Here is a 22,205-nt window from a genome sequence, read left to right on the forward strand (position 1 = left end):
GTCTTAGAGCGCAGCCAACTCGGTTTCAACAGGCTCAGCCGCAACCGCCCTCAACCCCCGCATCTGCTCACACCCCCACAACACCCGCTCCGGTGTCGCCGGGGCGTCGATCCGCGGTTGGTGCCGGTAATCCCCCAGGCTGGCCACCGCGTCCTTGATGGCGCACCACGCGGCGATGCCGAGCATGAACGGCGGTTCGCCCACGGCCTTGGAGTGGAACACGGTGTCTTCGGGGTTCTTGCGGTTTTCCACCAGCTTGACCCGCAGGTCCAGCGGCATGTCGGCCACGGCCGGGATCTTGTAGCTGGCCGGGCCGTTGGTCATCAGCTTGCCCTTGTCGTTCCACACCAGCTCTTCCATGGTCAGCCAGCCCATGCCCTGGATGAAACCGCCTTCGACCTGGCCGATGTCGATGGCCGGGTTCAGCGAGGCGCCGACGTCGTGGAGGATGTCGGTGCGCAGCATCTTGTACTCGCCGGTGAGGGTATCGACGATCACCTCGGCACACGCCGCGCCATAGGCGTAGTAATAGAACGGCCGGCCCCGGGCCTGGCTGCGGTCGTAGTAGATTTTCGGGGTCTTGTAGAAGCCGGTGCTCGACAACGAGACCTGGGCGAAATACGCCTGCTGGACCAGCGCTTCGAAGGTCAGGATGTGATCGCGCACCCGCACATGGCCGTTGTGGAAGACCACGTCCTCCTCGCTGACCTTGTACTGCCGCGCGGCGAACTCCACCAGGCGCCGCTTGATGATCTCGGCGGCATTCTGCGCCGCCTTGCCGTTGAGGTCGGCACCGCTGGAGGCGGCGGTGGGCGAGGTGTTCGGTACCTTGTCGGTGTTGGTCGCGGTGATCTGCACCCGGTCCATTTCCACCTGGAACACCTCGGCCACCACTTGGGCGACCTTGGTGTTCAGGCCCTGGCCCATTTCGGTGCCGCCGTGGTTCAAGTGAATGCTGCCGTCGGTGTAGACATGGATCAACGCACCTGCCTGGTTGAGAAAGCTGGCGGTGAACGAGATGCCAAACTTCACTGGCGTCAACGCCAGGCCCTTTTTCAGGATCGGGCTGCCTGCGTTATAGCGGCGGATCGCTTCGCGGCGCTCGGCGTACTGGCTGCTGTGTTCAAGCTCGGCGGTCATTTCCTCGAGCATGTTGTGCTCGACGGTCTGGTAGTAGTGGGTGACGTTGCGCTCGGTTTTGCCGTAGTAGTTGGCCTTGCGCACGGCCAGCGGATCGAGCCCCAGGTGCCGGGCGATGGCGTCCATGACTTCCTCGATGGCCACCATGCCCTGGGGGCCGCCGAAACCGCGATAGGCGGTATTGGACGCGGTGTTGGTCTTGCACCGATGGCCGTTGATGGTGGCGTCGCCCAGGTAGTAGGCATTGTCGGCGTGGAACATCGCCCGGTCGACGATCGAGGCCGACAGGTCCGGCGAGCAGCCGCAGTTGCCGGCCAGTTCCAGGGCGATGCCGTGCAGGCGCCCGGTGCTGTCGAAGCCCACGTCGTATTCGATGTAGAAGGGGTGGCGCTTGCCGGTCATCAGCATGTCCTCGACCCGGGGCAGGCGCATCTTGGTCGGCTGGCCGGTGAGGTGCGCGACCACGGCGCACAGGCACGCCGGGCTGGCGGCCTGGGTTTCCTTGCCTCCGAAGCCGCCGCCCATGCGACGCATGTCCACCACGACTTTGTTCATCGACACGCCCAGCACTTCGGCCACCAGTTTCTGCACTTCGGTGGGGTTCTGGGTCGAGCAGTAGACGAGCATGCCGCCGTCTTCGGTGGGCATCACCGAAGAGATCTGGGTCTCCAGGTAGAAGTGTTCCTGGCCGCCAATGTGCAACGAGCCCTGGATGCGATGATCGGCGCTTGCCAGGGCCGTGGCCGAATCACCGCGCTGGTGGGTGTGGCTGTCGAGCACGAAGTGGCGCTTGCGCAGGGCTTCGACCACGTCCAGCACCGGTTCCAGGGCCTCGTACTCGACAATGGCCGCCATCGCCGCCCGGCGCGCGGTGTCCAGGTCCCTGGCGGCGACGGCCAGCACCGGTTGGCCGACGAACTGCACATCGTCGATCGCCAGCAGTGGGTCGCCGGGTAGCAAGGGACCGATGTCCTTGAGGCCCGGGATGTCTGCGTGGGTGATCACGATGCGCACGCCTTCGAAGGCGTAGCAGGGCGCGGTATCGATCTTCAGGATGCGCGCGTGGGCACGGTCCGAGAGCCGCGCATAGACGTGCAACTGGTTGGGGAATTCGAGACGGTCGTCGATGTACTGTGCCTCGCCGGACACATGCTTGGCGGCGCTGTCGTGCTTGACGCTGCGGCCCACCCCGGTAGCCAGGTCGCGGGCGAACAGCTCGGCCAGTTCGGCTTGGGTCTTCTCTACGGCGTGATGGTTAGACATAAGCGGTCACCCGGGTCTCGATGTGCGGCGTTTGCAGTTCGATGAAGTATTTACGCAGCAGGTTGCGGGCGCTGAGCAGGCGGTATTCCTTGCTGGCGCGGAAGTCCGACAGCGGCGTGAAGTCTTCGGCCAGGGCTGCGCAGGCGCGCTCGACGGTGCTGTCGTTCCACTGGGCGCCGATCAGGGCCGCTTCACAGTGCTTGGCACGCTTGGGTGTCGCAGCCATGCCGCCGAAGGCCACCCGGGCATCGCGGACCACGCCGTTGTCGATGCGCAGGTTGAACGCCGCGCAGACCGCGGAAATGTCGTCGTCCAGGCGCTTGGACACCTTGTAGGCGCGAAACGCCTGCTCGGCGCTGGCCCGGGGCACGATGATCTTCTCGATGAATTCGCTTTCCTGGCGGGCGGTCACCCGGTAGTCGATGAAATAGTCTTCCAACGCCAGGGTCCGGCGGACCTGGCCCTTGCACAGGACGAGCTGCGCGCCGAGGGCGATCAGCAGGGGCGGCGAGTCGCCAATCGGCGAGGCGTTGCCGATGTTGCCGCCCAGGGTGCCCTGGTTGCGTATCTGCAACGAGGCGAAGCGCTGCAGCAGGTCGCCGAAGTCCGGGTACTCGGCGTTCAGCGCTTCGTAGCAGTCGGACAGCGAGGTGGCCGCGCCGATTTCCAGGCGATCGTCGAAGCGTTCGACGCGCTTGAGCTCGGCGACGTTGCCGACGTAGATCATCACCGGCAAGGTGCGGTGGAACTGGGTGACTTCCAGGGCCAGGTCGGTGCCGCCGGCCAGCAGGCGCGCCTGGGGGTAGGCGTCGTAGAGCTCGGCCAGGTCGGCCACGGTCAGCGGCACCAGGCAGCGCTTGTCGCCGCTGTTGAGCTCGCCGGTTTGCGTCGGGGCGATGGCCTTGAGGTGGGCGATGGTCTGCGCCTGGCGAGCGTCGAACTGGTCCGGTTGCTTGCCGCAGCAGGCCTGTTCGGCGGCGGCCAGGATCGGCCGGTAGCCGGTGCAGCGGCACAGGTTGCCGGCCAGGGCTTCATGGGCCTTGTGGGCGTCGGGATGTTCGCTGTTCTTTTGCAGGGCGAACAGCGACATGACGAAGCCCGGCGTGCAGAAGCCGCACTGCGAGCCGTGGCAGTCGACCATCGCCTGCTGGACGCTGTGCAACTGGCCCTGGTGCTTGAGGTCTTCGACGCTGATCAACTGCTTGCCATGCAGCGACGAGACGAAGGTCAGGCAGGAATTGAGGCTGCGATAGCGAAGGCTCTCGCCACCGTTGGCGTCGGTGTGCAACTCGCCTACCACCACGGTGCACGCGCCACAATCGCCACTGGCGCAGCCTTCCTTGGTACCGGATTTGCCGAGGTGTTCGCGCAGGTATTCGAGCACGGTCAGGTTCGGGTCCAGGACGTGCTCGCTACGGAGTTCCTGGTTGAGTAAAAACTGGATCACGGAAGGCCTCGCAGACTCATTATTGTTGTATCGACGTGGGCCGAATTTAGCAGGTCTGACTTTTCGGTCAATGATTTTCTGACTTAAAGGTCAGGAAAAATTCGCTTTGTCGATAAGCAACGCTCTATGGACACTGTAGAACCCTGTGGGAGCCGAGCTTGCTCGCGATGACGGCGGTACATTCAGTATGGATGCAAGCTGACAGACCGCTATCGCGAGCAAGCTCGCTCCCACAGGTTCTTCCACGGGTTCTGTTTCAGGATGAGGCTCAAACTTTTTGCTTATATCGTGCCAAAAACCCGGTGCAGGCCCTGCGCCATGACGTAGCGAGTGCGCTACACTGCGCCGCTTGTGCAAATCGAAGAGTTTGAAGGACAACCATGACGTTCAAGGCCCCGGACAGCCTCGCCGAGCAAATCGCCCACCATCTCGCCGAGCGCATCATTCGCGGTGAAATGAAGCCGGGAGAGCGCATCCAGGAGCAGAAGGTCACGCTGGCGCTCAACGTCAGCCGCGGTTCGGTCCGCGAGGCCTTGCTGATCCTGGAACGGCGCCACCTGGTCGCGATCCTGCCGCGCCGTGGCGCCCACGTCACCGAACTCACCGAACACAAGGTGCGCAGCCTCTGCACCCTGATGAGCGAGCTGTACATCCTGCTGGGCAACGCCGTGGCCCACGGCTGGCAGCAACCGGCCGACATGGCGCCCTTCGTGGCGATCCAGCAGCGCCTGACGGACGCCTTCCAGCGCCAGGACATCCGCACTTTCGTCGATGAAAGCTTCAGCGTGATGCGCGCGGCGTACCCGTTCGCCAACAACCCGTACTTGCAGGAAACCGTCGAGAACCTGCAGCCGGCCATGAGCCGTGCCTATTTCCTGGCGCTGGACCAGCGCAAGGCCGAGATGAGCGAGTTCCTCGACCTGTTCCAGCGCCTGCTCGTCGCCGTGCTCGCCCGTGATTTGCCGCAGATCCGCATCGTGCTGACGGCCTATGCCCAGCGCAGCTGCGACCTGGTGGTTTCTGCCCTGACGGCGGCCTGACGTGCGACTCAAGTGCATCAAGTTGGCGGGGTTCAAGTCCTTCGTCGACCCGACCACGGTGAACTTCCCCAGCAACATGGCGGCGGTGGTCGGGCCCAATGGCTGCGGCAAGTCGAACATCATCGACGCCGTGCGCTGGGTGATGGGCGAGAGCTCGGCCAAGAACCTGCGTGGCGAGTCGATGACCGACGTCATCTTCAACGGCTCCACCAGTCGCAAGCCGGTCAGCCAGGCCAGCATCGAGCTGGTCTTCGATAACTCCGACAGCACCCTGGTGGGCGAATACGCGGCCTATGCGGAGATTTCCATTCGTCGCAAAGTGACCCGCGACAGCCAGAACAGCTATTTCCTCAATGGTGCCAAGTGCCGGCGCCGGGACATCACCGATATCTTCCTGGGTACCGGCCTGGGCCCGCGCAGCTACTCGATCATCGAGCAAGGCATGATCTCCAAGCTGATCGAGGCCAAGCCCGAGGACCTGCGCAACTTCATCGAAGAAGCCGCGGGCATTTCCAAATACAAGGAGCGGCGCCGCGAAACGGAAAACCGTATCCGCCGTACCCACGAAAACCTCGCCCGCCTGACCGACCTGCGCGAAGAGCTCGAACGCCAGCTCGAACGCCTGCACCGCCAGGCCGAGGCGGCCAGGAAGTACCAGGAATACAAGGGCGAGGAGCGCCAGCTCAAGGCCCAGCTCTCGGCCCTGCGCTGGCAGGCGTTGAACGAACAGGTTGGCCAGCGCGAGGCGGTCATCGGCAACCAGGAGGTCAGCTTCGAAGCGCTGGTGGCCGAGCAGCGCAACGCCGACGCGGCCATCGAACGGCTGCGGGACGGGCACCATGATCTGTCCGAGCGCTTCAATCTGGTGCAAGGGCGTTTCTATTCCGTAGGCGGCGACATCGCCCGGGTCGAGCAGAGCATCCAGCACGGCCAGCAGCGGCTGCGCCAGTTGCAGGATGATCTGAAGGAGGCCGAGCGCGCGCGCCTGGAAACCGAATCCCACCTGGGCCACGACCGTACGCTGTTGTTGACCCTCGGCGAAGAGCTGGAGCGGCTTACCCCTGAGCAGGAAATCACCAGCGCCGCCGCCGAGGAAGCCGCCGCGGCCCTGGAGGAAGCCGAACTGACCATGCACGGCTGGCAGGAGCAGTGGGACAGTTTCAACCTGGCCTCGGCCGAGCCGCGGCGCCAGGCGGAGGTTCAGCAGTCGCGCATCCAGCAACTGGAAACCAGCATGGAGCGCCTGGCCGAGCGCCAGCGCCGTCTCGCCGAGGAGCGTGCCTTGCTGGCGGCGGACCCGGAAGACGCGGCGATCCTGGACTTGAGCGAGCAACTGGCGACCAGCGAAGCCACCCTCGAAGACTTGCAGGCCAGCGAGGACGCCCAGGTCGAGCGGCTCGAACAACTGCGCCAGGCCTTGCAACTGGCCTTGCACAACCAGCAGCAGGCCCAGGGCGAGCTGCAGCGCCTCAACGGCCGGCTCGCCTCGCTGGAGGCCTTGCAGCAGGCCGCGCTGGATCCCGGCACGGGCACCGCCGAATGGCTGCGCGACCAGCACCTGGCCGAGCGCCCGCGCCTGGCCGAAGGTTTGAAAGTCGATGCCGGCTGGGAACTGGCGGTGGAAACCGTGCTCGGCGCCGACCTGCAAGCGGTGTTGGTGGACGACTTCGCCGGCTTCGACCTGTCGGGTTTCAGCCAGGGCGACCTGCGCCTGCTGAGCCCGGCGGCCGATGGCGTGCGCGTGCCCGGCAGCTTGCTGGACAAGGTCGAGGCCTTGGTCGATCTGTCGCCGTGGCTGGGCCAGGTCAAGCCGGTGGACAGCCTCGAACAGGCCTTGGCCCTGCGCGGGCAATTGGCGCCCGGCGAGACCTTGATCAGCCGCGACGGGTATTGGGTTGGCCGGCATTTCCTGCGGGTGCGCCGGGCCAGCGAAGCCGAGAGCGGGATGCTCGCCCGGGGCCAGGAAATCCAGCGCCTGGGCGAAGAGCGCGAAGAGCGCGAGGCCAACGTCGAGGCCCTGGAAAGCGAATTGCAGAACTTGCGGGCGCAACAGCGCCAGCAGGAAAATGGCCGCGAACACCTGCGCCGGCTGTTGCAGGACGAAGCCCGCCAGCAGGGCGAGTTGAAGGCACAGCTGTCGGCGGGCAAGGCCAAGGTCGAACAATTGGCCCTGCGCCGCACGCGCCTGGAAGAAGAGATCGCCGAACTGAGCGAGCAACGCGCCCTGGAACATGAACAGGTCGGCGAGGCACGCCTGCAATTGCAGGAAGCCCTCGATGCCATGGCCCAGGACACCGAGCAGCGCGAATTACTGCTGGCCCAGCGCGACAGCCTGCGCGAGCGCCTGGACCGGGTGCGGCAAGAGGCGCGCCAGCACAAGGATCACGCTCATCAACTGGCCGTGCGCCTGGGCTCGCTCAAGGCCCAATACGATTCCACCCGCCAGGCGCTGGAACGCCTGGAAATGCAGTCCGAGCGCCTGACCGAAAAACGTGAGCAACTGAGCCTCAATCTGGAGGAGGGCGAGGCGCCGCTGGAAGAGCTGCGCCTCAAGCTCGAGGAGTTGCTCGACAAGCGCATGACCGTCGACGAGGAACTCAAGACCGCGCAGATTGCCCTGGAAGACGCCGACCGCGAGCTGCGCGATGCCGAGAAGCGCCGCAGCCAGGCCGAGCAGCAATCGCAGTTGATCCGCACCCAGATGGAACAGCAGCGCCTGGAGTGGCAAGCCCTGACCGTGCGTCGCAAAGCCTTGCAGGACCAATTGCAGGAAGACGGCTACGACCTCGACGGCGTGCTCGCCACGCTGGTGGCCGGTGCGAATGAAAAAGACGCCGAGGAAGAACTGGAGCGCATTGCCCTGCGCATCCAGCGCCTGGGGGCCATCAACCTGGCGGCCATCGACGAATACCAGCAACAGTCCGAACGCAAGCGCTACCTGGATGCGCAGAACGACGACCTGGTGGAAGCGCTGGAAACCCTGGAAAACGTCATCCGCAAGATCGACAAGGAAACCCGTAACCGCTTCAAGGATACCTTTGATCAGATCAACGGCGGTTTGCAGGCCCTTTTCCCAAAAGTTTTCGGTGGCGGCAGCGCCTACTTGGAACTGACGGGCGAAGATCTACTCGATACAGGGGTGACAATCATGGCGCGTCCTCCTGGCAAGAAGAACAGCACCATCCATTTGCTCTCCGGTGGTGAGAAGGCGTTGACTGCCCTGGCGCTGGTCTTTGCCATTTTCAAGCTGAACCCGGCGCCGTTCTGCATGCTCGACGAAGTCGACGCACCTTTGGATGACGCTAACGTAGGCCGTTACGCACGGCTGGTGAAGGAGATGTCCGAAACGGTGCAGTTCATCTACATCACCCACAACAAGATCGCCATGGAAATGGCCGACCAGTTGATGGGCGTGACCATGCACGAGCCCGGTTGCTCGCGGCTGGTGGCGGTGGATGTGGAGGAGGCCATGGCAATGGTGGATGCCTGAAGGAGCAGCCTGTAGGGCATTTACTTGGAGTGCTGTAGGTATTTTTTACCCTACGCCCTTCACAGATTGGCACGAGGCCATGCGACAGACGGTGTAAAGTTATCTTTGGTCGTGCTAGTTTAATGTCAATTTTTCGTGTGCGTGGGCAAAACGCCAGTCAGAACATAGAGTTGGCGCCACGTTTTAAAGCGGTTTGCGATTAGCTAAGCCCCTTATTTTTCAGCATTTTTATAGAGGCACGGGATTACATGGAAATCGGTCTGCGCGAGTGGCTGATCGTCATCGGCATCATTGTCATTGCCGGTATTCTTTTCGACGGCTGGCGCCGCATGCGCGGTGGCAAGGGGAAACTGAAGTTTCGCCTGGACCGCAGCCTGTCGAACCTGCCGGATGACGATGGCAATGCCGAACTGCTGGGCCCGCCCCGGGTGCTGGACACCCACAAGGAGCCGCAGCTGGATGAGCACGACCTGCCGTCGATGAGCGCCCCTGCGCGCGAGCCCCGGGAGCCCGGCTCCAAGCGTGGCAAGCGCAACAGCGAGCCGTCCCAGGGCGACCTGAACCTCAACCTGGACCTGGACGGCGGGCCGAGCCTGAATAGCCGCGACGATGATTTCCCGGACGAAAGCAAGGCCTCCAGCACCGACAAGGACCAGGCCCAGGCCGAGGAAGTGCTGGTGATCAGCGTGATTTGCCGCGACCCGGCCGGCTTCAAGGGCCCGGCGCTGCTGCAGAACATCCTGGAAAGCGGCCTGCGTTTCGGCGAGATGGACATTTTCCACCGGCACGAAAGCATGGCTGGCAACGGTGAAGTGCTGTTCTCCATGGCCAACGCCGTCAAGCCAGGCGTGTTCGACCTGGACGACATCGATCATTTCAGCACGCCGGCGGTGAGCTTCTTCCTCGGCCTGCCCGGTCCGCGGCATCCCAAGCAGGCCTTCGACGTGATGGTGGCCGCGGCCCGCAAGTTGTCCCAGGAGCTCAACGGCGAGCTGAAGGATGACCAGCGCAGCGTGCTGACCGCCCAGACCATCGAGCATTACCGCCAGCGCATCGTCGAGTTCGAGCGTCGGGCGTTGACCCAGAAGCGCTGAATGATGACCTCGGCTCTCCCTGCACAGAGAGAGCCTCGTCTGGCGAGGGCGCTGGCTCCCGCCGGGGATGCAACGCATCCCACCCCAATCCCCAGCCTTGCACCAGTGAAAAGATCGAGCAGCCCAGGCTGCTCTTTTGCTTTATGAGAGAACACCTATGAAAGCTGCTGAAACCCGCATCCTAGAGCTGCGCACCGAACTGGATCAGCACAATTACCGCTACCACGTCCTCGACGAACCGAGCATTCCGGACGCCGAGTATGACCGTTTGTTCCACGAGCTCAAGGCCCTGGAGGCGCAACACCCGGAGCTGGTGACCAGCGACTCGCCGACCCAGCGGGTTGGCAGCGTGGCGTTGTCCGCGTTCAGCCAGGTGCGTCATGAGATCCCGATGCTCAGCCTGGGCAACGCCTTCGATGAAACCACGATGCGCGAATTCGACCGCCGGGTGACCGAAGGCCTCGACCTGCCGATGGGTGATCTGCTGGGCGGCGGGGCGGCGGTGGAGTACAGCTGCGAACCCAAGCTCGATGGCCTGGCGGTCAGCCTGTTGTACCAGGACGGCGTGCTGGTGCGCGGTGCCACACGCGGTGACGGCACCACCGGCGAAGACATCAGCGTCAACGTGCGCACCGTGCGCAACATTCCCCTCAAGTTGCAGGGCAGCGGCTGGCCGCCCGTGCTGGAAGTGCGGGGCGAGGTGTACATGTCCAAGGCCGGTTTCGAGCGCCTCAACGCCTCGCAATTGGAAGTGGGTGGCAAGACCTTCGCCAACCCGCGCAACGCGGCGGCGGGCAGCCTGCGGCAGCTGGACTCGAAAATCACCGCCAACCGGCCCCTGGAATTCTGCTGCTACGGCATCGGCCAGGTGACCCATGACATCGCCGATACGCACATCGGCAATCTCAAGCAGCTCAAGGCCTGGGGCATGCCCGTCAGTCGCGAGCTGAAGCTGGCCCATGGCATCGAGGAATGCCTGGATTACTACCGCGACATCGGCGAGCGTCGTAACGCGCTGCCGTATGAAATCGACGGCGTGGTGTTCAAGGTCAACAGCATCGCCTCCCAACGCGAACTCGGTTTCCGCGCCCGCGAGCCGCGCTGGGCCATCGCCCATAAGTTCCCGGCCAGCGAAGAGCTCACCGAACTGCTGGACGTCGAGTTCCAGGTCGGTCGCACCGGCGCCGTCACGCCCGTGGCCCGGCTCAAGCCAGTGAAGGTCGCCGGCGTGACCGTGGCCAACGCCACGCTGCACAACATGGACGAAGTGGCGCGCCTGGGCCTGATGATCGGCGATACGGTGATCATTCGCCGCGCCGGGGACGTGATCCCGCAAGTGGTGCAGGTCGTCACCGAGCGCCGTCCGGAGAATGCCCGTCCGGTGGAAATCCCCCAGCAATGCCCGGTGTGCGGTTCCCACGTGGAGCGCACCCAACTGATCAAGCGCAGCAAGGGCCGCGAGACCATCAGCGAAGGCGCGGTGTACCGTTGCGTCGGCCGGCTGGCCTGCGGCGCGCAGCTCAAGCAGGCGATCATCCATTTCGTGTCGCGCCGGGCCATGGACATCGAGGGCCTGGGGGAGAAGAGCGTCGAACAATTGGTGGATGAAGGCCTGGTGGGTTCGCCGGCGGACCTGTATGCCCTGACGTTCGAGCAGGTGGTCGACCTGGAAGGCTTCGCCGAGCTGTCGAGCAAGAACCTGCTGGCGGCGATCACCGACAGCAAGCGCCCGAGCCTGGCGCGGTTCGTCTACGCCCTGGGCATCCCGGACGTCGGCGAGGAAACCGCCAAGGTCCTGGCACGTTCCCTCGGCTCGCTGGAGCGCATCCAGGCGGCCTTGCCGCAGGTGCTCACCTACCTGCCGGACATCGGGTTGGAAGTGGCCCATGAGATCCACAGCTTCTTCGAAGACCCGCACAACCGCCAGGTGATCAAGGACCTGCTGCGCCACGGCCTGGAGATCCAGGACCAGGGCGAACTGGGCGCCGAGTTCTCCGCCAGCACCACCCTTGGCGGTTTCCTGGACAAGCTGCACGTGCCGTCGGTCGGCCCGGGTGGGGCGCAGAAGCTGGCGGACAGGTTCGGTTCGCTTGAAGCGGTCATGGACGCCGACTGGCTGGACATGCGCCAGGCGCTGCCGGAAAAGCAGGCCAACGCCGTGCGCGAGTTCTTCGCGATCGCCGGCAACCGCCAGCAAGCGCAAGCCGCCGAGCAACAGCTACGGGACTTCGGCATGCATTGGCAGAGCGAGAAGAAAGTCGTCGAAGGCTTGCCCGAGGCGGGGCACACCTGGGTATTGACCGGTTCGCTGGAGCTGATGAGCCGCGATGTCGCCAAGGACAAGCTGGAGAGCCTGGGGGCCAAGGTCGCCGGCTCCGTGTCGGCGAAGACCCATTGCGTGGTGGCCGGGCCGGGTGCCGGTTCGAAGTTGACCAAGGCCAATGAACTGGGGATTAAAGTCCTGGACGAACAAGCTTTCGCCAAGTTCCTAACGGATCATGGCATCTCTGTCTGAGTGGACACCCGCTTTTGTGGCGAGGGGATTTATCCCCGCTGGGCTGCGCAGCAGCCCTGGATCTGTCGCTGTATGTGCAGGTGGAGAGTGTCCAGCTTCTTTGGGGCCGCTGCGCGACCCAGCGGGGATAAATCCCCTCGCTACGGTTTTATCGGGGGCTAGCGGCGGATGACGTGGAACGATCAGGGGCGAGGGGGGATCTAGTGTCCTGTCTTGCAGGCTCCAGGGAGAGATCGCCATGTACCGCTTCTTCGAACAACTGAGTTCGCGCATCGCCGCGCCGTTCCTGGGCGATCGCTCCCGTAACAGCAAGGTCTGGCCGTGCCGGTGCGGGCAATCACTGTTTTTTCGCAACAGCCAATGCCTGGCCTGCCTGGCGGTGCTGGGCTATCACCCGGAACAGAGCCTGCTCTCGTCCCTGCAACCGGGCGAGCAGCCCGGCACCTGGAGCCTGGATGCCGACCCCCAGGCCGGACTGTTCCGCCGTTGCGCCAACCTGGACACCCCGGCCGGGTGCAATTGGCTGCTGCCCGCCAACGGACAGGACACCTTGTGCATCGCCTGTCGCCTGAACCGCACCATCCCCGACCTGTCGATCCCGGAAAACCCCGAGCGCTGGCGCAAGGTCGAGATCGCCAAGCGCCGCCTGGTGGCGCAGCTGATTACCCTCGGCTTGCCGGTCATTGCGAAAACCGTCGACGAAAACGCCGGCCTGGCCTTCGACTTCATTGGCGTCGACCCTGACGGCCAGCCGCCGATGACCGGTCATGCCAGTGGGCTGATCACCCTCGACATCAAGGAGGCCGACGACGCCCATCGCGAGTACGTGCGCCAGCAGATGCGCGAGCCCTATCGCACCTTGCTCGGGCATTTCCGCCACGAGGTGGGGCACTATTACTGGGATCGGCTGGTTGCCAGCAGCCATTGGCTCGACGCCTTCCGCACGTTGTTCGGCGACGAACGCGCCAGCTATTCCGACGCCCTGGACCGCCATTACCAGCAGGGCGCGCCGCTGGACTGGCAAACGCACTACGTCAGCGCCTACGCCACCATGCACCCCTGGGAAGACTGGGCCGAGACCTGGGCGCATTACCTGCACATGATGGACGCCGTGGACACCGCGCTGGGCTTCGGCATGAGTGCCCGGGAGATGGACTTCGACTACCAACCGTTCCCGCCCGAGACCTTGTACGACCCGTGGCACCCCGGCGGCGCCGCGTTTCTATCGTTCGTCAACGCCTGGATCGAACTGGCCGGCATGCTCAACGAACTGTCACGCAGCATGGGCCAGCCGGATTTCTACCCGTTCGTCGTGCCTGCGGCGGTGGTCACGAAACTGCACTTCGTCCACCTGGTGATCCAGGAGGCGGGTGGACGGGCGGATGAGGTGTTGTTGTAGCGATGCCCGCAAGCAATGGCGCAATCGACAATCGGTATTGGATCGGGGGAACGGCCTGTTCATTAAAGGACCGACGCGTCAATTGATTCCATTTGTTCAATAGCGCCTGCGCGCGCAAATTTTCCTCTAGGATAAAAAGCCCGCCATGGACGATGGCCTTTTATCAAGGAAGATGCGATGAAAAATCATGAAATGGATGCGATATCAACCATTCCCAACGCGCCCAGGCGACTCTCCCAGGCCGGGCAAAGCAAGTACACGATCATATTGGCGTGGCAGATCCCGGATAACGTCCGGGCTGACCAAGTGGCCGCACACGCATTCAAGGTGACGGCGCTGAGCAGCGGGCAGGGGCAATTTGTCCCTGCGACCACCGTGCGACCGGATCACCGGGGTTGGTACCGACATGAAATACGTGTCAGCGGGGCTGCGCAGCCGGTGTATTTCAATGTCCAAGTCCGAGCCCAGGCCCTTAACGGGCAGTATGGTCCCTATAGCCCGGTGCTGGTTTGCCATACCTCGTCGTGATCGATGGTTGGATATCCGACTCGCCTGGAGGGGTGATTGATTGCGCCGCCGTCATCACGCGCAATTTTTTCCGCGCCAACTGCTTGAACCTCTTGGGTTTTTAATCCGTCGCGAACGGTTGTAACTTCCCGCCAGATAGGTACAATGGCGCGGCTCGCCGTCAGGCGGCGTCGTTATGGTGACCCCATCGGTCCCCCCGCAACGATTACCCGTGAACCTGGTCAGATCCGGAAGGAAGCAGCCACAGCGGGAACATTGTGTGCCGGGGTGTGGCTGGTGGGGTTGCCTCCATAACGCTCCAGGCCTTCGTTCGCAAGGCTTTGCAAACTCCCTTTTTTATTGCCTGATCGACAGATTGTCGTGTCTTGCCGTCCGTACGTTGGTCGGCAGGGTGACAGGCTGCCCGCGCAAGAGCCTGTCGCCTTGTCGGCAACCAGGCTCCTGCGTTTCATGACTGTCTCAAGGCTTGGACAAGGCCTGGTCAACCGCTGCGATCAGCTTTCCCAGATCCTTCGGGGTGGCTTTGTGTATGACACCGAACAGGTACGCCCGCTGTTCTTCTTCATCGGCCATGTCGGTAAAAAAGGCTTTGGGCTGCACATCCAGGACGTCGGCAAGCATGAACAAGGCTTCGACGCTGGGGGTGTAGGTGCCGGTTTCGAAACGGCTGATGGTCTTGGGGTCAAAACCGGTTTTTTCGCCAAGTTCAGCCTGAGTTAGCCCCGCTACTTTGCGATAGCGCCTGATGGCTGGACCCAAACTTGAAATTTGCATCGCTTAATTCCCATTTAGAATCAAGAACTTAACGATAGATTTTCACATTAGGCAACCGCATGATCCATCACCTTGCTTTGCAAAATGTGATGTGTTTCGTAGAATCGGCCTTTGGTATGGGCATTTGGTGACCGGCTTCCGAGGTCGGCATGGGCGAAAAGAAGGCGCCGTGCACGTCAATTTGCGACCAATGACGCGAGGGCGGTCCCTCGGATCGTGCCGCCGGAGCCCGGATCCAGCTTACCTCAAGGTCTTTGAGCCTAGTTGATTTTCGCCTCTGCGAGGGCGGCAACCGCGCGCGCCAAATGAGCCTGACTCATGGATGACTGCTTCGATGGATAAGAAGTACCGCAGAGCCGTTGACGCCGCCGCGATTTTCTCCGAAACCGATTTGAGCGGGCGCATCACCTACGTCAACGACCCGTTCTGCCAGCTGTTCGGTTACTCGCGCGAAGAATTGCTGGGGGCGAATCATCGCCTGCTCAATTCCGGCCAGCACCCGGAGGCGTTCTTCAGTGCCATGTGGCGCACCATTACCCTGGGGCAGGTCTGGAAAGGCGAGATCTGCAACCGGGCCAAGGACGGCACGCTGCATTGGGTCGACACCACCCTGGTGCCGGTGGTCGACGACGATACAGGGCAGATCGAGCGCTACCTGGCGATTCGCTTCGACGTCAGCGAAAAGCGCCGGCTCCTGCATTCATTGCAGTGGCGGGTCAGGCATGACGTGCTGACGGGCCTGCCCAATCGCACCTACCTCTCTGACCTGCTGGACCAGGCACTGGTGTTTTCCCGCTCGGAAAACCTGCCCCTGGCGGTCTGCATGCTCGATCTCGATGGGTTCAAGGCGGTCAACGACGGGCATGGCCATGCCAGTGGCGATCAACTGTTGGTGGAGGTCGCCAGGCGCCTGCGCAGCATTGTGCGGGGCGAGGACGTGGTCGCGCGGCTGGCCGGGGACGAATTCGTGCTGGTGTTGCGCCATGTGCGTGGCCTCGACGAACTGAACGCGGCGTTGAACCGGGTATTGATCGCTGTCTCCATGCCGTATGCCATTGATGGCAAGAGCGCCAAGGTCTTCGCCAGCATCGGCGTCACGCTGTTTCCCTGGGATAACGAAGACGCCGAGACCTTGTTGCGCCACGCCGACCAGGCGATGTACGTGGCCAAGCAAAGCGGCCGTAACCGTTTCCATATGTTCGACGTGTCCCGGGACAAGGAAGTGCGCGCCACCTATCAAACCGTCGAACGGGTGCGCCAGGCGCTTCTGGGCGACGAGTTGCGCCTGCATTTCCAGCCCAAGGTCAACATGCGCAGCGGCAGCGTGGTCGGCCTGGAGGCGTTGTTGCGCTGGAAACACCCACAACGGGGCCTGGTGCCACCCGGGGAATTCCTGCCGCTGGTCGAGGAGACCGACCTGATCGTCGAGATCGGCGAATGGGTCATGGAGCAGGTCCTGAGCCAACTGCAACGATGGCAGCAGGCGGGGCAGGGATGGCCGGTGAGCATCAACATCTCGGCACGGCATTTCCAGCGGGCGGACTTCGTCGAGCGGCTGCGGCAGGTACTGGAGCGCCACCCGGAGGTGTCGCCGCGGCTGCTGGACCTGCAGATCGTCGAGTCCGTCGCCGTGGAAAACCTCGTTCATGTCAGCGCTTGCCTCCAGGCCTGCCAGGCGCTGGGCGTGCGGTTTTCGCTGGGGGGCTTCGGCACGGGGTTCTGCTCGCTCAACGACCTCAAGCACCTGCGCACACAGACCATCAAGATCGACAAGGCGTTCGTCCGCGACATCCTCCACGACCAGGATGACCTGGCGCTGACCGAAGCGGTGATCGGCCTGGCCCGGGCATTTGGTCGCGACGTCGTTGCCGAGGGCCTTGACAGCCTCGAACACGGGCAACTGCTGCTGCGCCTGGGCTGCGAGGTCGCCCAGGGCTATTTCATTGCCCGGCCCATGCCGGCCGCCCAGGTGCCGGGGTGGGTGGCGGGCTTCATTGCGCCGGTGCAATGGCGGCAGCGCGCGGATGTTCAGCGCGAGGGGGGCTCGCTGGCCGACTCCACGTTGCGGCCGGTATAGAGCTGGATGATCGCGTCGATTTCCCCTGACATCTTCATTTTCAGCAGGGTGCGCAGGATGCGTTGGGCGGGGATGTTCGGATCGTTGCGCACATAGCAACTCAGTTCCCGCTCCTGGAGCACCGCTACGTCGTGTAACTGCCGGTCGGCGGTGTGCCGCTGGTTGAACCAGTCCAGCGCCCATTGATTGCTCACCCCATAGCGATAGCGCCCGGCCAGCAGCTTCGCCAGCACCTGGTCCTGGCTGCGGGCATCGTCACGTCGTAATTGGCCGCTGTCGAACAGCGGCTGCAGGGTCGGGTAGGCATAACCGAGCACGGTGCCGATCGGCTGTTGTTCCAGCCGGGCCGGCACCACGCTGCCAGGAGCCCCCTCCATGCCGACGAGCAGGTCGCGCTGGAAGAACAACGGGATGCTCCAGAAGTAATTGCGGCTCTCGTCATGCACCCATTCGGGGGTGACATAGCAGCGCAGGTCGGTCTCGCCGTTCTTCATGGCGCTGTCGAGCCGGGCGCGGGACAGCACGTGGAACTCGGCCGGCAAGCCGACCTGGGTGGCCAGGCTGACCATGATATCGAGCATGATGCCCTGGGTCGGCCGGCCTTGTTCGATCTGCACCATGGGCATGGCCCAGCTGTCGGTCATGGCGAAACGCAAGGGTACTTCTTCTGCCAGACAACTGGTCCCCAGTAACAGCAAAGCCCCCATGGCTGTGCGCATACACTCTCCTGACCAAGCCAAACCGCGGCGACAACCGAGCCCCTGACCCAAGCTTAGACATATTAGACGAGCGCACCGGATGCAATTTCGCCCCTGCTCCGCTAGCATTAGCCGCTTATGTTCCTTCGTTGCGACGGTTTTCGATGAGTTATCAGGTTCTTGCACGTAAATGGCGTCCGCGCTCGTTCCGCGAAATGGTCGGCCAGACCCATGTGCTCAAGGCTCTGATCAATGCCTTGGACAGCCAGCGGCTGCACCACGCCTATCTGTTTACCGGAACCCGGGGCGTGGGCAAGACCACGATCGCGCGAATCATCGCCAAATGCCTGAACTGTGAAGTCGGTATCACTTCCACGCCCTGTGGCGAGTGTTCGGTCTGCCGGGAAATCGACGAAGGACGTTTCGTCGACCTGATCGAGATCGACGCCGCCAGTCGCACCAAGGTCGAGGACACCCGCGAACTGCTCGACAATGTGCAGTACGCCCCGAGCCGTGGGCGCTTCAAGGTTTACCTGATCGACGAAGTGCACATGCTCTCCAGCCACTCCTTCAATGCGCTGCTCAAGACCCTCGAGGAGCCGCCGCCCTACGTCAAGTTCATCCTGGCGACCACCGATCCGCAGAAACTTCCCGCAACGATCCTGTCCCGTTGCCTGCAGTTTTCCTTGAAGAACATGACCCCGGAGCGGGTGGTCGAGCACCTGACCCACGTCCTGGGCGTCGAGAACGTTCCTTTCGAAGACGATGCCCTCTGGCTGCTGGGCCGCGCCGCCGATGGTTCGATGCGCGATGCCATGAGCCTGACCGACCAGGCCATCGCGTTCGGCGAAGGCAAGGTCATGGCGGCCGATGTGCGAGCCATGCTCGGCACCCTCGACCACGGCCAGGTCTATGACGTGTTGCAGGCGCTGATCGAGGGCGACGCCAAGGCATTGCTCGAGGCCGTGCGCCACCTCGCCGAGCAGGGGCCGGACTGGAATGGCGTGCTCTCGGAAATCCTCAACGTGCTGCACCGGGTCGCCATCGCCCAGGCCTTGCCCGAGGGCGTCGACAACGGCCATGGCGACCGCGACCGGGTGTTGGCCCTGGCCCAGGCGCTGCCGGCCGAAGACGTGCAGTTCTATTACCAGATGGGCCTGATCGGCCGCCGCGACCTGCCCCTGGCACCCGATCCGCGGGGCGGTTTCGAAATGGTGCTGCTGCGAATGCTCGCGTTCCGCCCGGCCGACACGGCGGACGCCCCGAGGCAACCCCTAAAGCCAGTGGGGATCAGCCAGGCCACAGCTGATTCCGCCAAGCCAGTGGCTGCCGCGCCTGTCGTTGCGCCGGCAGTGGTCAACGCCCCGCAGGCACCGGTGGCGGAACCGGCCCCGACACCCGTCGTCGCGCCTGCTGCGCCCGCACCTGAGCCTGCACCTGAGCCCGAGCCCGTCGCCGAAACGGTGATCGACTTGCCCTGGAATGACCCGGTCGAGCCACCAGTCGTCCAACAGCCGGCGGTGGAGCCCGTGCTGGAAACCGTCGCCGAGCAGCCCGAATTGCCGCCGATGCCCTTGCCGACGCCCGACAGCGTGGTACCCGAGGCCCCTGAGTGGGTGGCCGCGCCGGTGCCTGAGCCGACCGTGGCCGATGTTGCGATGGCCACGCCGGGCATGGACCTGGATGACGAGCCGCCGCTGGACGAAGACTACATCGAGCCGGACCTGGACTCGGCCTACAGCTACCTGGACGAGCTGGCCAGCGAGCATGCCGCCGAGCCAGCCCCGGAGCCTGAGCCGGAACCGGCGGCAATGCCGGCCACCGGACTGGCCCTGCAATGGCTGGAACTGTTCCCGAAACTGCCGATCACCGGCATGACCGGCAGCATCGCCGCCAACTGCACGTTGATTTCCGTGGAGGGGGACCATTGGCTGCTGCACCTGGACCCGGCCCACAGCGCATTGTTCAACGCCACCCAGCAGCGTCGCCTGAACGAGGCATTGAACCAGTACCACCAACGCACCCTGACGCTGAGCATCGAGCTGATCAAGCCGGAGCAGGAAACCCCGGCCCAGGCCGCGTCCCGCCGCCGGGCCGATCGCCAGCGTGAAGCCGAGGAATCGATCCACGGTGATCCGTTCATCCAGCAGATGATGCAACAGTTCGGCGCGGTGGTGCGTCACGATACTATCGAACCTGTCGAGGCCCCGGTCACCCAGGGCTCATAACTGAGGGCGCCGGGCCGAACGGGCCGGCGCTTTGTTTACCCAAGTACTTTCGAGGTGATTCCCATGATGAAAGGTGGCATGGCCGGCCTGATGAAGCAGGCACAGCAGATGCAGGAAAAAATGGCCAAGATGCAGGAAGAGCTGGCCAACGCCGAAGTCACCGGCAAGTCCGGCGGCGACATGGTGACCGTGGTCATGACCGGTCGCCATGACATCAAGCGCGTCAGCATCGACCCGAGCGTGGTCGAAGGCCTGAGCGAAGATGACAAGGAAATGCTCGAGGCGCTGTTCGCCGCCGCCGTGAACGACGCGGTGCGCAAGATCGAAGCCAACAGCCAGGACAAGATGTCCGGCATGACCGCTGGCATGCAACTGCCACCGGGCATGAAACTGCCGTTCTGATTCGCCATCCCCATCGGGATGGGCTACACACAATGCCAGGCATCGCGCCTGGCATTTTTGTTTCTGTCATAGGAGCGAGCGGTGGCAGGAAATCTTATCTGTGCGAGCAAGGCTCTGTGGGAGCAAGGCTTGCCCGCGATGCAGACGCCTCGGTTCGTCGGAACTGCGCGCCATCGTTCATCGCGGGCAAGCCTTGCTCCCACAAGCACCCACTGAACAAACATCGAACGCCACGCCCTCGGCAGTGGTCTGCTCCCTATACGTGCCACTCAACGATCAAGGAGACGCTTCCATGTCACAAGCATCGACCTCCAACCAGCGCATCGTCCTTGCGTCCCGCCCCAAGGGCGCTCCCACCGCAGACAATTTTCGTATCGAACAGGTGACGTTGCCTGACCTGGCGGACGGGCAAATCCTGCTCAAGACCCTGTTCCTGTCACTGGACCCGTACATGCGTGGGCGAATGAGCGATGCGCCTTCCTACGCGGCGCCGGTGCAGATCGACGAAGTCATGACGGGTGGGGCGGTCAGTCGCGTTGAGCGTTCGAGGCATCCGAAATTCCAGGAGGGTGACCTGGTGGTGGGGGCCACGGGTTGGCAGACCCACAGCATCAGCGACGGGCGCAATGTGATTCCCGTTCCGTCCGGGCTGCCCAGCCCGTCGATGGCCCTGGGCGTGCTGGGCATGCCGGGCATGACCGCCTACATGGGGCTGATGGACATCGGCCAGCCCAAGGCTGGGGAAACCCTGGTGGTGGCCGCAGCCTCGGGCGCCGTTGGCTCGGTGGTCGGCCAGGTGGCGAAGATCAAGGGCCTGCGTGTCGTCGGCGTGGCCGGCGGGGATGAGAAGTGCAAGTACGTGGTCGACGAACTCGGCTTCGACGCCTGCGTCGATCACCACAGCGAGCACTTCGCCGAGGCGTTGGCCCAAGCCTGCGACAAGGGCATCGACATCTATTACGAGAACGTCGGGGGCAAGGTGTTCGACGCCGTGGTGCCGCTGCTCAACGCCAAGGCGCGGATTCCACTCTGCGGCCTGATCGCGTCCTACAACGAACACCAGCCGCCCAGTGGCCCGGATCGCTTGCCGCAATTGCAGCGAACCTTGCTCACCAAGCGCGTGCGAATGCAGGGCTTCATCGTGTTCGACGACTACGGTGACCGGCAGCCGGAGTTCATCAGCGCCATGGCGCCCTGGGTGCGCGATGGCAAGGTCAAGTTCCGCGAAGACGTGGTCGATGGCCTTGAAAACGCGCCGCAAGCCTTCATCGGCCTGCTGGAAGGGCGCAACTTCGGCAAGTTGGTGGTACGGGTGGCGCAGGATTGAGTATTTGACGCTAATCGGAGGCGCGGGTATAAACCGCGTCTCGTTGTCATGTCGGACATTTCCTCGATGAGCTTCAGCCCTTTGATTCGCCAACTGATCGATGCCCTGCGAACCTTGCCGGGTGTGGGTCAGAAAACTGCCCAGCGCATGGCGTTGCAATTGCTCGAGCGTGATCGCAGCGGCGGTTTGCGCCTGGCCCAGGCCATGGCCCAGGCCATGGAGGGGGTCGGGCATTGCCGTTTGTGCCGCACCCTTACCGAAGATGACCTCTGCCCGCAATGCGCGGATACCCGCCGGGACGACAGTTTGCTGTGCGTCGTGGAAGGGCCGATGGATGTGTACGCGGTAGAGCAGACCGGGTTTCGTGGGCGCTATTTCGTGCTCAAGGGACATTTGTCGCCGCTCGACGGCCTGGGCCCTGAAGCCATTGGCATTCCCCAGTTGATCGCACGGATCGACGAGGCGGGCACGTTCACCGAAGTCATCCTCGCCACCAACCCGACGGTCGAAGGCGAGGCCACCGCCCACTACATCGCCCAATTGCTGCACAACAAGGGCCTGGTCGCCTCGCGCATCGCCCATGGCGTACCGCTGGGCGGGGAACTTGAGCTGGTGGATGGCGGGACCCTGGCGCACTCGTTCGCTGGGCGCAAGCCGATCGCGTTGTAATCGACGCGCAAAAACTAATGTGGGAGCGGGGGGGGGGGGGGGGGGGGGGGGGGGGGGGGGGGGGGGGGGGGGGGGGGGGGGGGGGGGGGGGGGGGGGGGGGGGGGGGGGGCGCG

General features: G+C 63.7%; 15 protein-coding genes and 1 other RNA gene. 12 read left to right on the forward strand and 4 right to left on the reverse strand.

Annotated elements, in window-relative coordinates; translation table 11 throughout:
- Positions 1–3: 3 nt before the first annotated feature.
- Both xdhB and xdhA read right to left on the reverse strand, forming a co-directional pair.
- A complete protein-coding gene (gene xdhB / locus Q6A48_RS21185) occupies positions 4–2,403 on the reverse strand; it encodes a xanthine dehydrogenase molybdopterin binding subunit (RefSeq protein ID WP_304556186.1) in 2,400 nt (799 codons plus the stop codon).
- Positions 2,396–3,850, reverse strand: coding sequence for a xanthine dehydrogenase small subunit (gene xdhA / locus Q6A48_RS21190; RefSeq protein WP_304556187.1), 1,455 nt, complete (start codon positions 3,848–3,850; stop codon positions 2,396–2,398). The genes xdhB and xdhA overlap by 8 nt, the downstream gene beginning before the upstream one ends.
- A gap of 380 nt (positions 3,851–4,230) precedes the next feature.
- Between xdhA and Q6A48_RS21195 the strand changes: the two genes are divergently transcribed.
- The 7 genes from Q6A48_RS21195 to ffs all read left to right on the forward strand — a co-directional run bounded on the left by Q6A48_RS21195 (position 4,231) and on the right by ffs (position 14,198).
- Positions 4,231–4,890 (forward strand): GntR family transcriptional regulator, encoded by a 660-nt coding sequence (locus Q6A48_RS21195; RefSeq protein ID WP_042728042.1) that lies wholly within the window; start codon positions 4,231–4,233, stop codon positions 4,888–4,890.
- Position 4,891: 1 nt separating this feature from the next.
- Complete coding sequence (gene smc / locus Q6A48_RS21200; RefSeq protein WP_304556188.1) at positions 4,892–8,380, forward strand: chromosome segregation protein SMC; 3,489 nt, start codon at positions 4,892–4,894, stop codon at positions 8,378–8,380.
- A 248-nt stretch (positions 8,381–8,628) separates the two neighbouring features.
- Positions 8,629–9,474, forward strand: coding sequence for a cell division protein ZipA (zipA, locus tag Q6A48_RS21205; protein WP_304556189.1), 846 nt, complete (start codon positions 8,629–8,631; stop codon positions 9,472–9,474).
- A 157-nt stretch (positions 9,475–9,631) separates the two neighbouring features.
- The gene (gene ligA, locus Q6A48_RS21210) at positions 9,632–11,989 is read left to right on the forward strand and encodes an NAD-dependent DNA ligase LigA (protein WP_304556190.1); all 2,358 of its coding nucleotides are present in this window, start codon (positions 9,632–9,634) and stop codon (positions 11,987–11,989) included.
- A gap of 238 nt (positions 11,990–12,227) precedes the next feature.
- Positions 12,228–13,388, forward strand: a complete 1,161-nt coding sequence (locus Q6A48_RS21215) for a zinc-binding metallopeptidase family protein (RefSeq protein WP_304556191.1) — start codon at positions 12,228–12,230, stop codon at positions 13,386–13,388.
- 177 nt (positions 13,389–13,565) lie between these two features.
- Positions 13,566–13,916: a hypothetical protein gene (locus Q6A48_RS21220; RefSeq protein WP_304556192.1), complete on the forward strand. Its 351-nt coding sequence runs from the start codon at positions 13,566–13,568 to the stop codon at positions 13,914–13,916.
- Positions 13,917–14,101: 185 nt separating this feature from the next.
- Positions 14,102–14,198: signal recognition particle sRNA small type (gene ffs, locus Q6A48_RS21225), an RNA gene on the forward strand.
- Between the two features lie 177 nt (positions 14,199–14,375).
- Here ffs and Q6A48_RS21230 read toward each other — a convergent pair.
- A complete protein-coding gene (locus Q6A48_RS21230; RefSeq protein ID WP_304556193.1) occupies positions 14,376–14,690 on the reverse strand; it encodes a helix-turn-helix domain-containing protein in 315 nt (104 codons plus the stop codon).
- Between the two features lie 334 nt (positions 14,691–15,024).
- On the opposite strand from Q6A48_RS21230, the gene Q6A48_RS21235 reads away from it, so the two are divergent.
- Complete coding sequence (locus Q6A48_RS21235; protein ID WP_304556194.1) at positions 15,025–16,767, forward strand: putative bifunctional diguanylate cyclase/phosphodiesterase; 1,743 nt, start codon at positions 15,025–15,027, stop codon at positions 16,765–16,767.
- Here Q6A48_RS21235 and Q6A48_RS21240 read toward each other — a convergent pair.
- The gene (locus Q6A48_RS21240; RefSeq protein ID WP_304556195.1) at positions 16,719–17,486 is read right to left on the reverse strand and encodes a substrate-binding periplasmic protein; all 768 of its coding nucleotides are present in this window, start codon (positions 17,484–17,486) and stop codon (positions 16,719–16,721) included. The two genes, Q6A48_RS21235 and Q6A48_RS21240, sit on opposite strands and share 49 nt — an antisense overlap.
- A gap of 143 nt (positions 17,487–17,629) precedes the next feature.
- On the opposite strand from Q6A48_RS21240, the gene dnaX reads away from it, so the two are divergent.
- From dnaX to recR, 4 genes are all read left to right on the forward strand, one after another.
- Positions 17,630–19,693, forward strand: a complete 2,064-nt coding sequence (gene dnaX, locus Q6A48_RS21245; RefSeq protein WP_304556196.1) for a DNA polymerase III subunit gamma/tau — start codon at positions 17,630–17,632, stop codon at positions 19,691–19,693.
- Positions 19,694–19,756: 63 nt separating this feature from the next.
- A complete protein-coding gene (locus Q6A48_RS21250; RefSeq protein ID WP_003183512.1) occupies positions 19,757–20,095 on the forward strand; it encodes a YbaB/EbfC family nucleoid-associated protein in 339 nt (112 codons plus the stop codon).
- A 292-nt stretch (positions 20,096–20,387) separates the two neighbouring features.
- The gene (gene curA / locus Q6A48_RS21255; RefSeq protein ID WP_304556197.1) at positions 20,388–21,422 is read left to right on the forward strand and encodes an NADPH-dependent curcumin/dihydrocurcumin reductase; all 1,035 of its coding nucleotides are present in this window, start codon (positions 20,388–20,390) and stop codon (positions 21,420–21,422) included.
- Between the two features lie 66 nt (positions 21,423–21,488).
- Positions 21,489–22,091, forward strand: a complete 603-nt coding sequence (gene recR / locus Q6A48_RS21260; RefSeq protein ID WP_304556198.1) for a recombination mediator RecR — start codon at positions 21,489–21,491, stop codon at positions 22,089–22,091.
- Positions 22,092–22,205 lie beyond the last annotated feature (114 nt).

It is taken from the genome of Pseudomonas citrullilanati (assembly GCF_030580855.1).
Classification (GTDB): domain Bacteria; phylum Pseudomonadota; class Gammaproteobacteria; order Pseudomonadales; family Pseudomonadaceae; genus Aquipseudomonas; species Aquipseudomonas citrulli.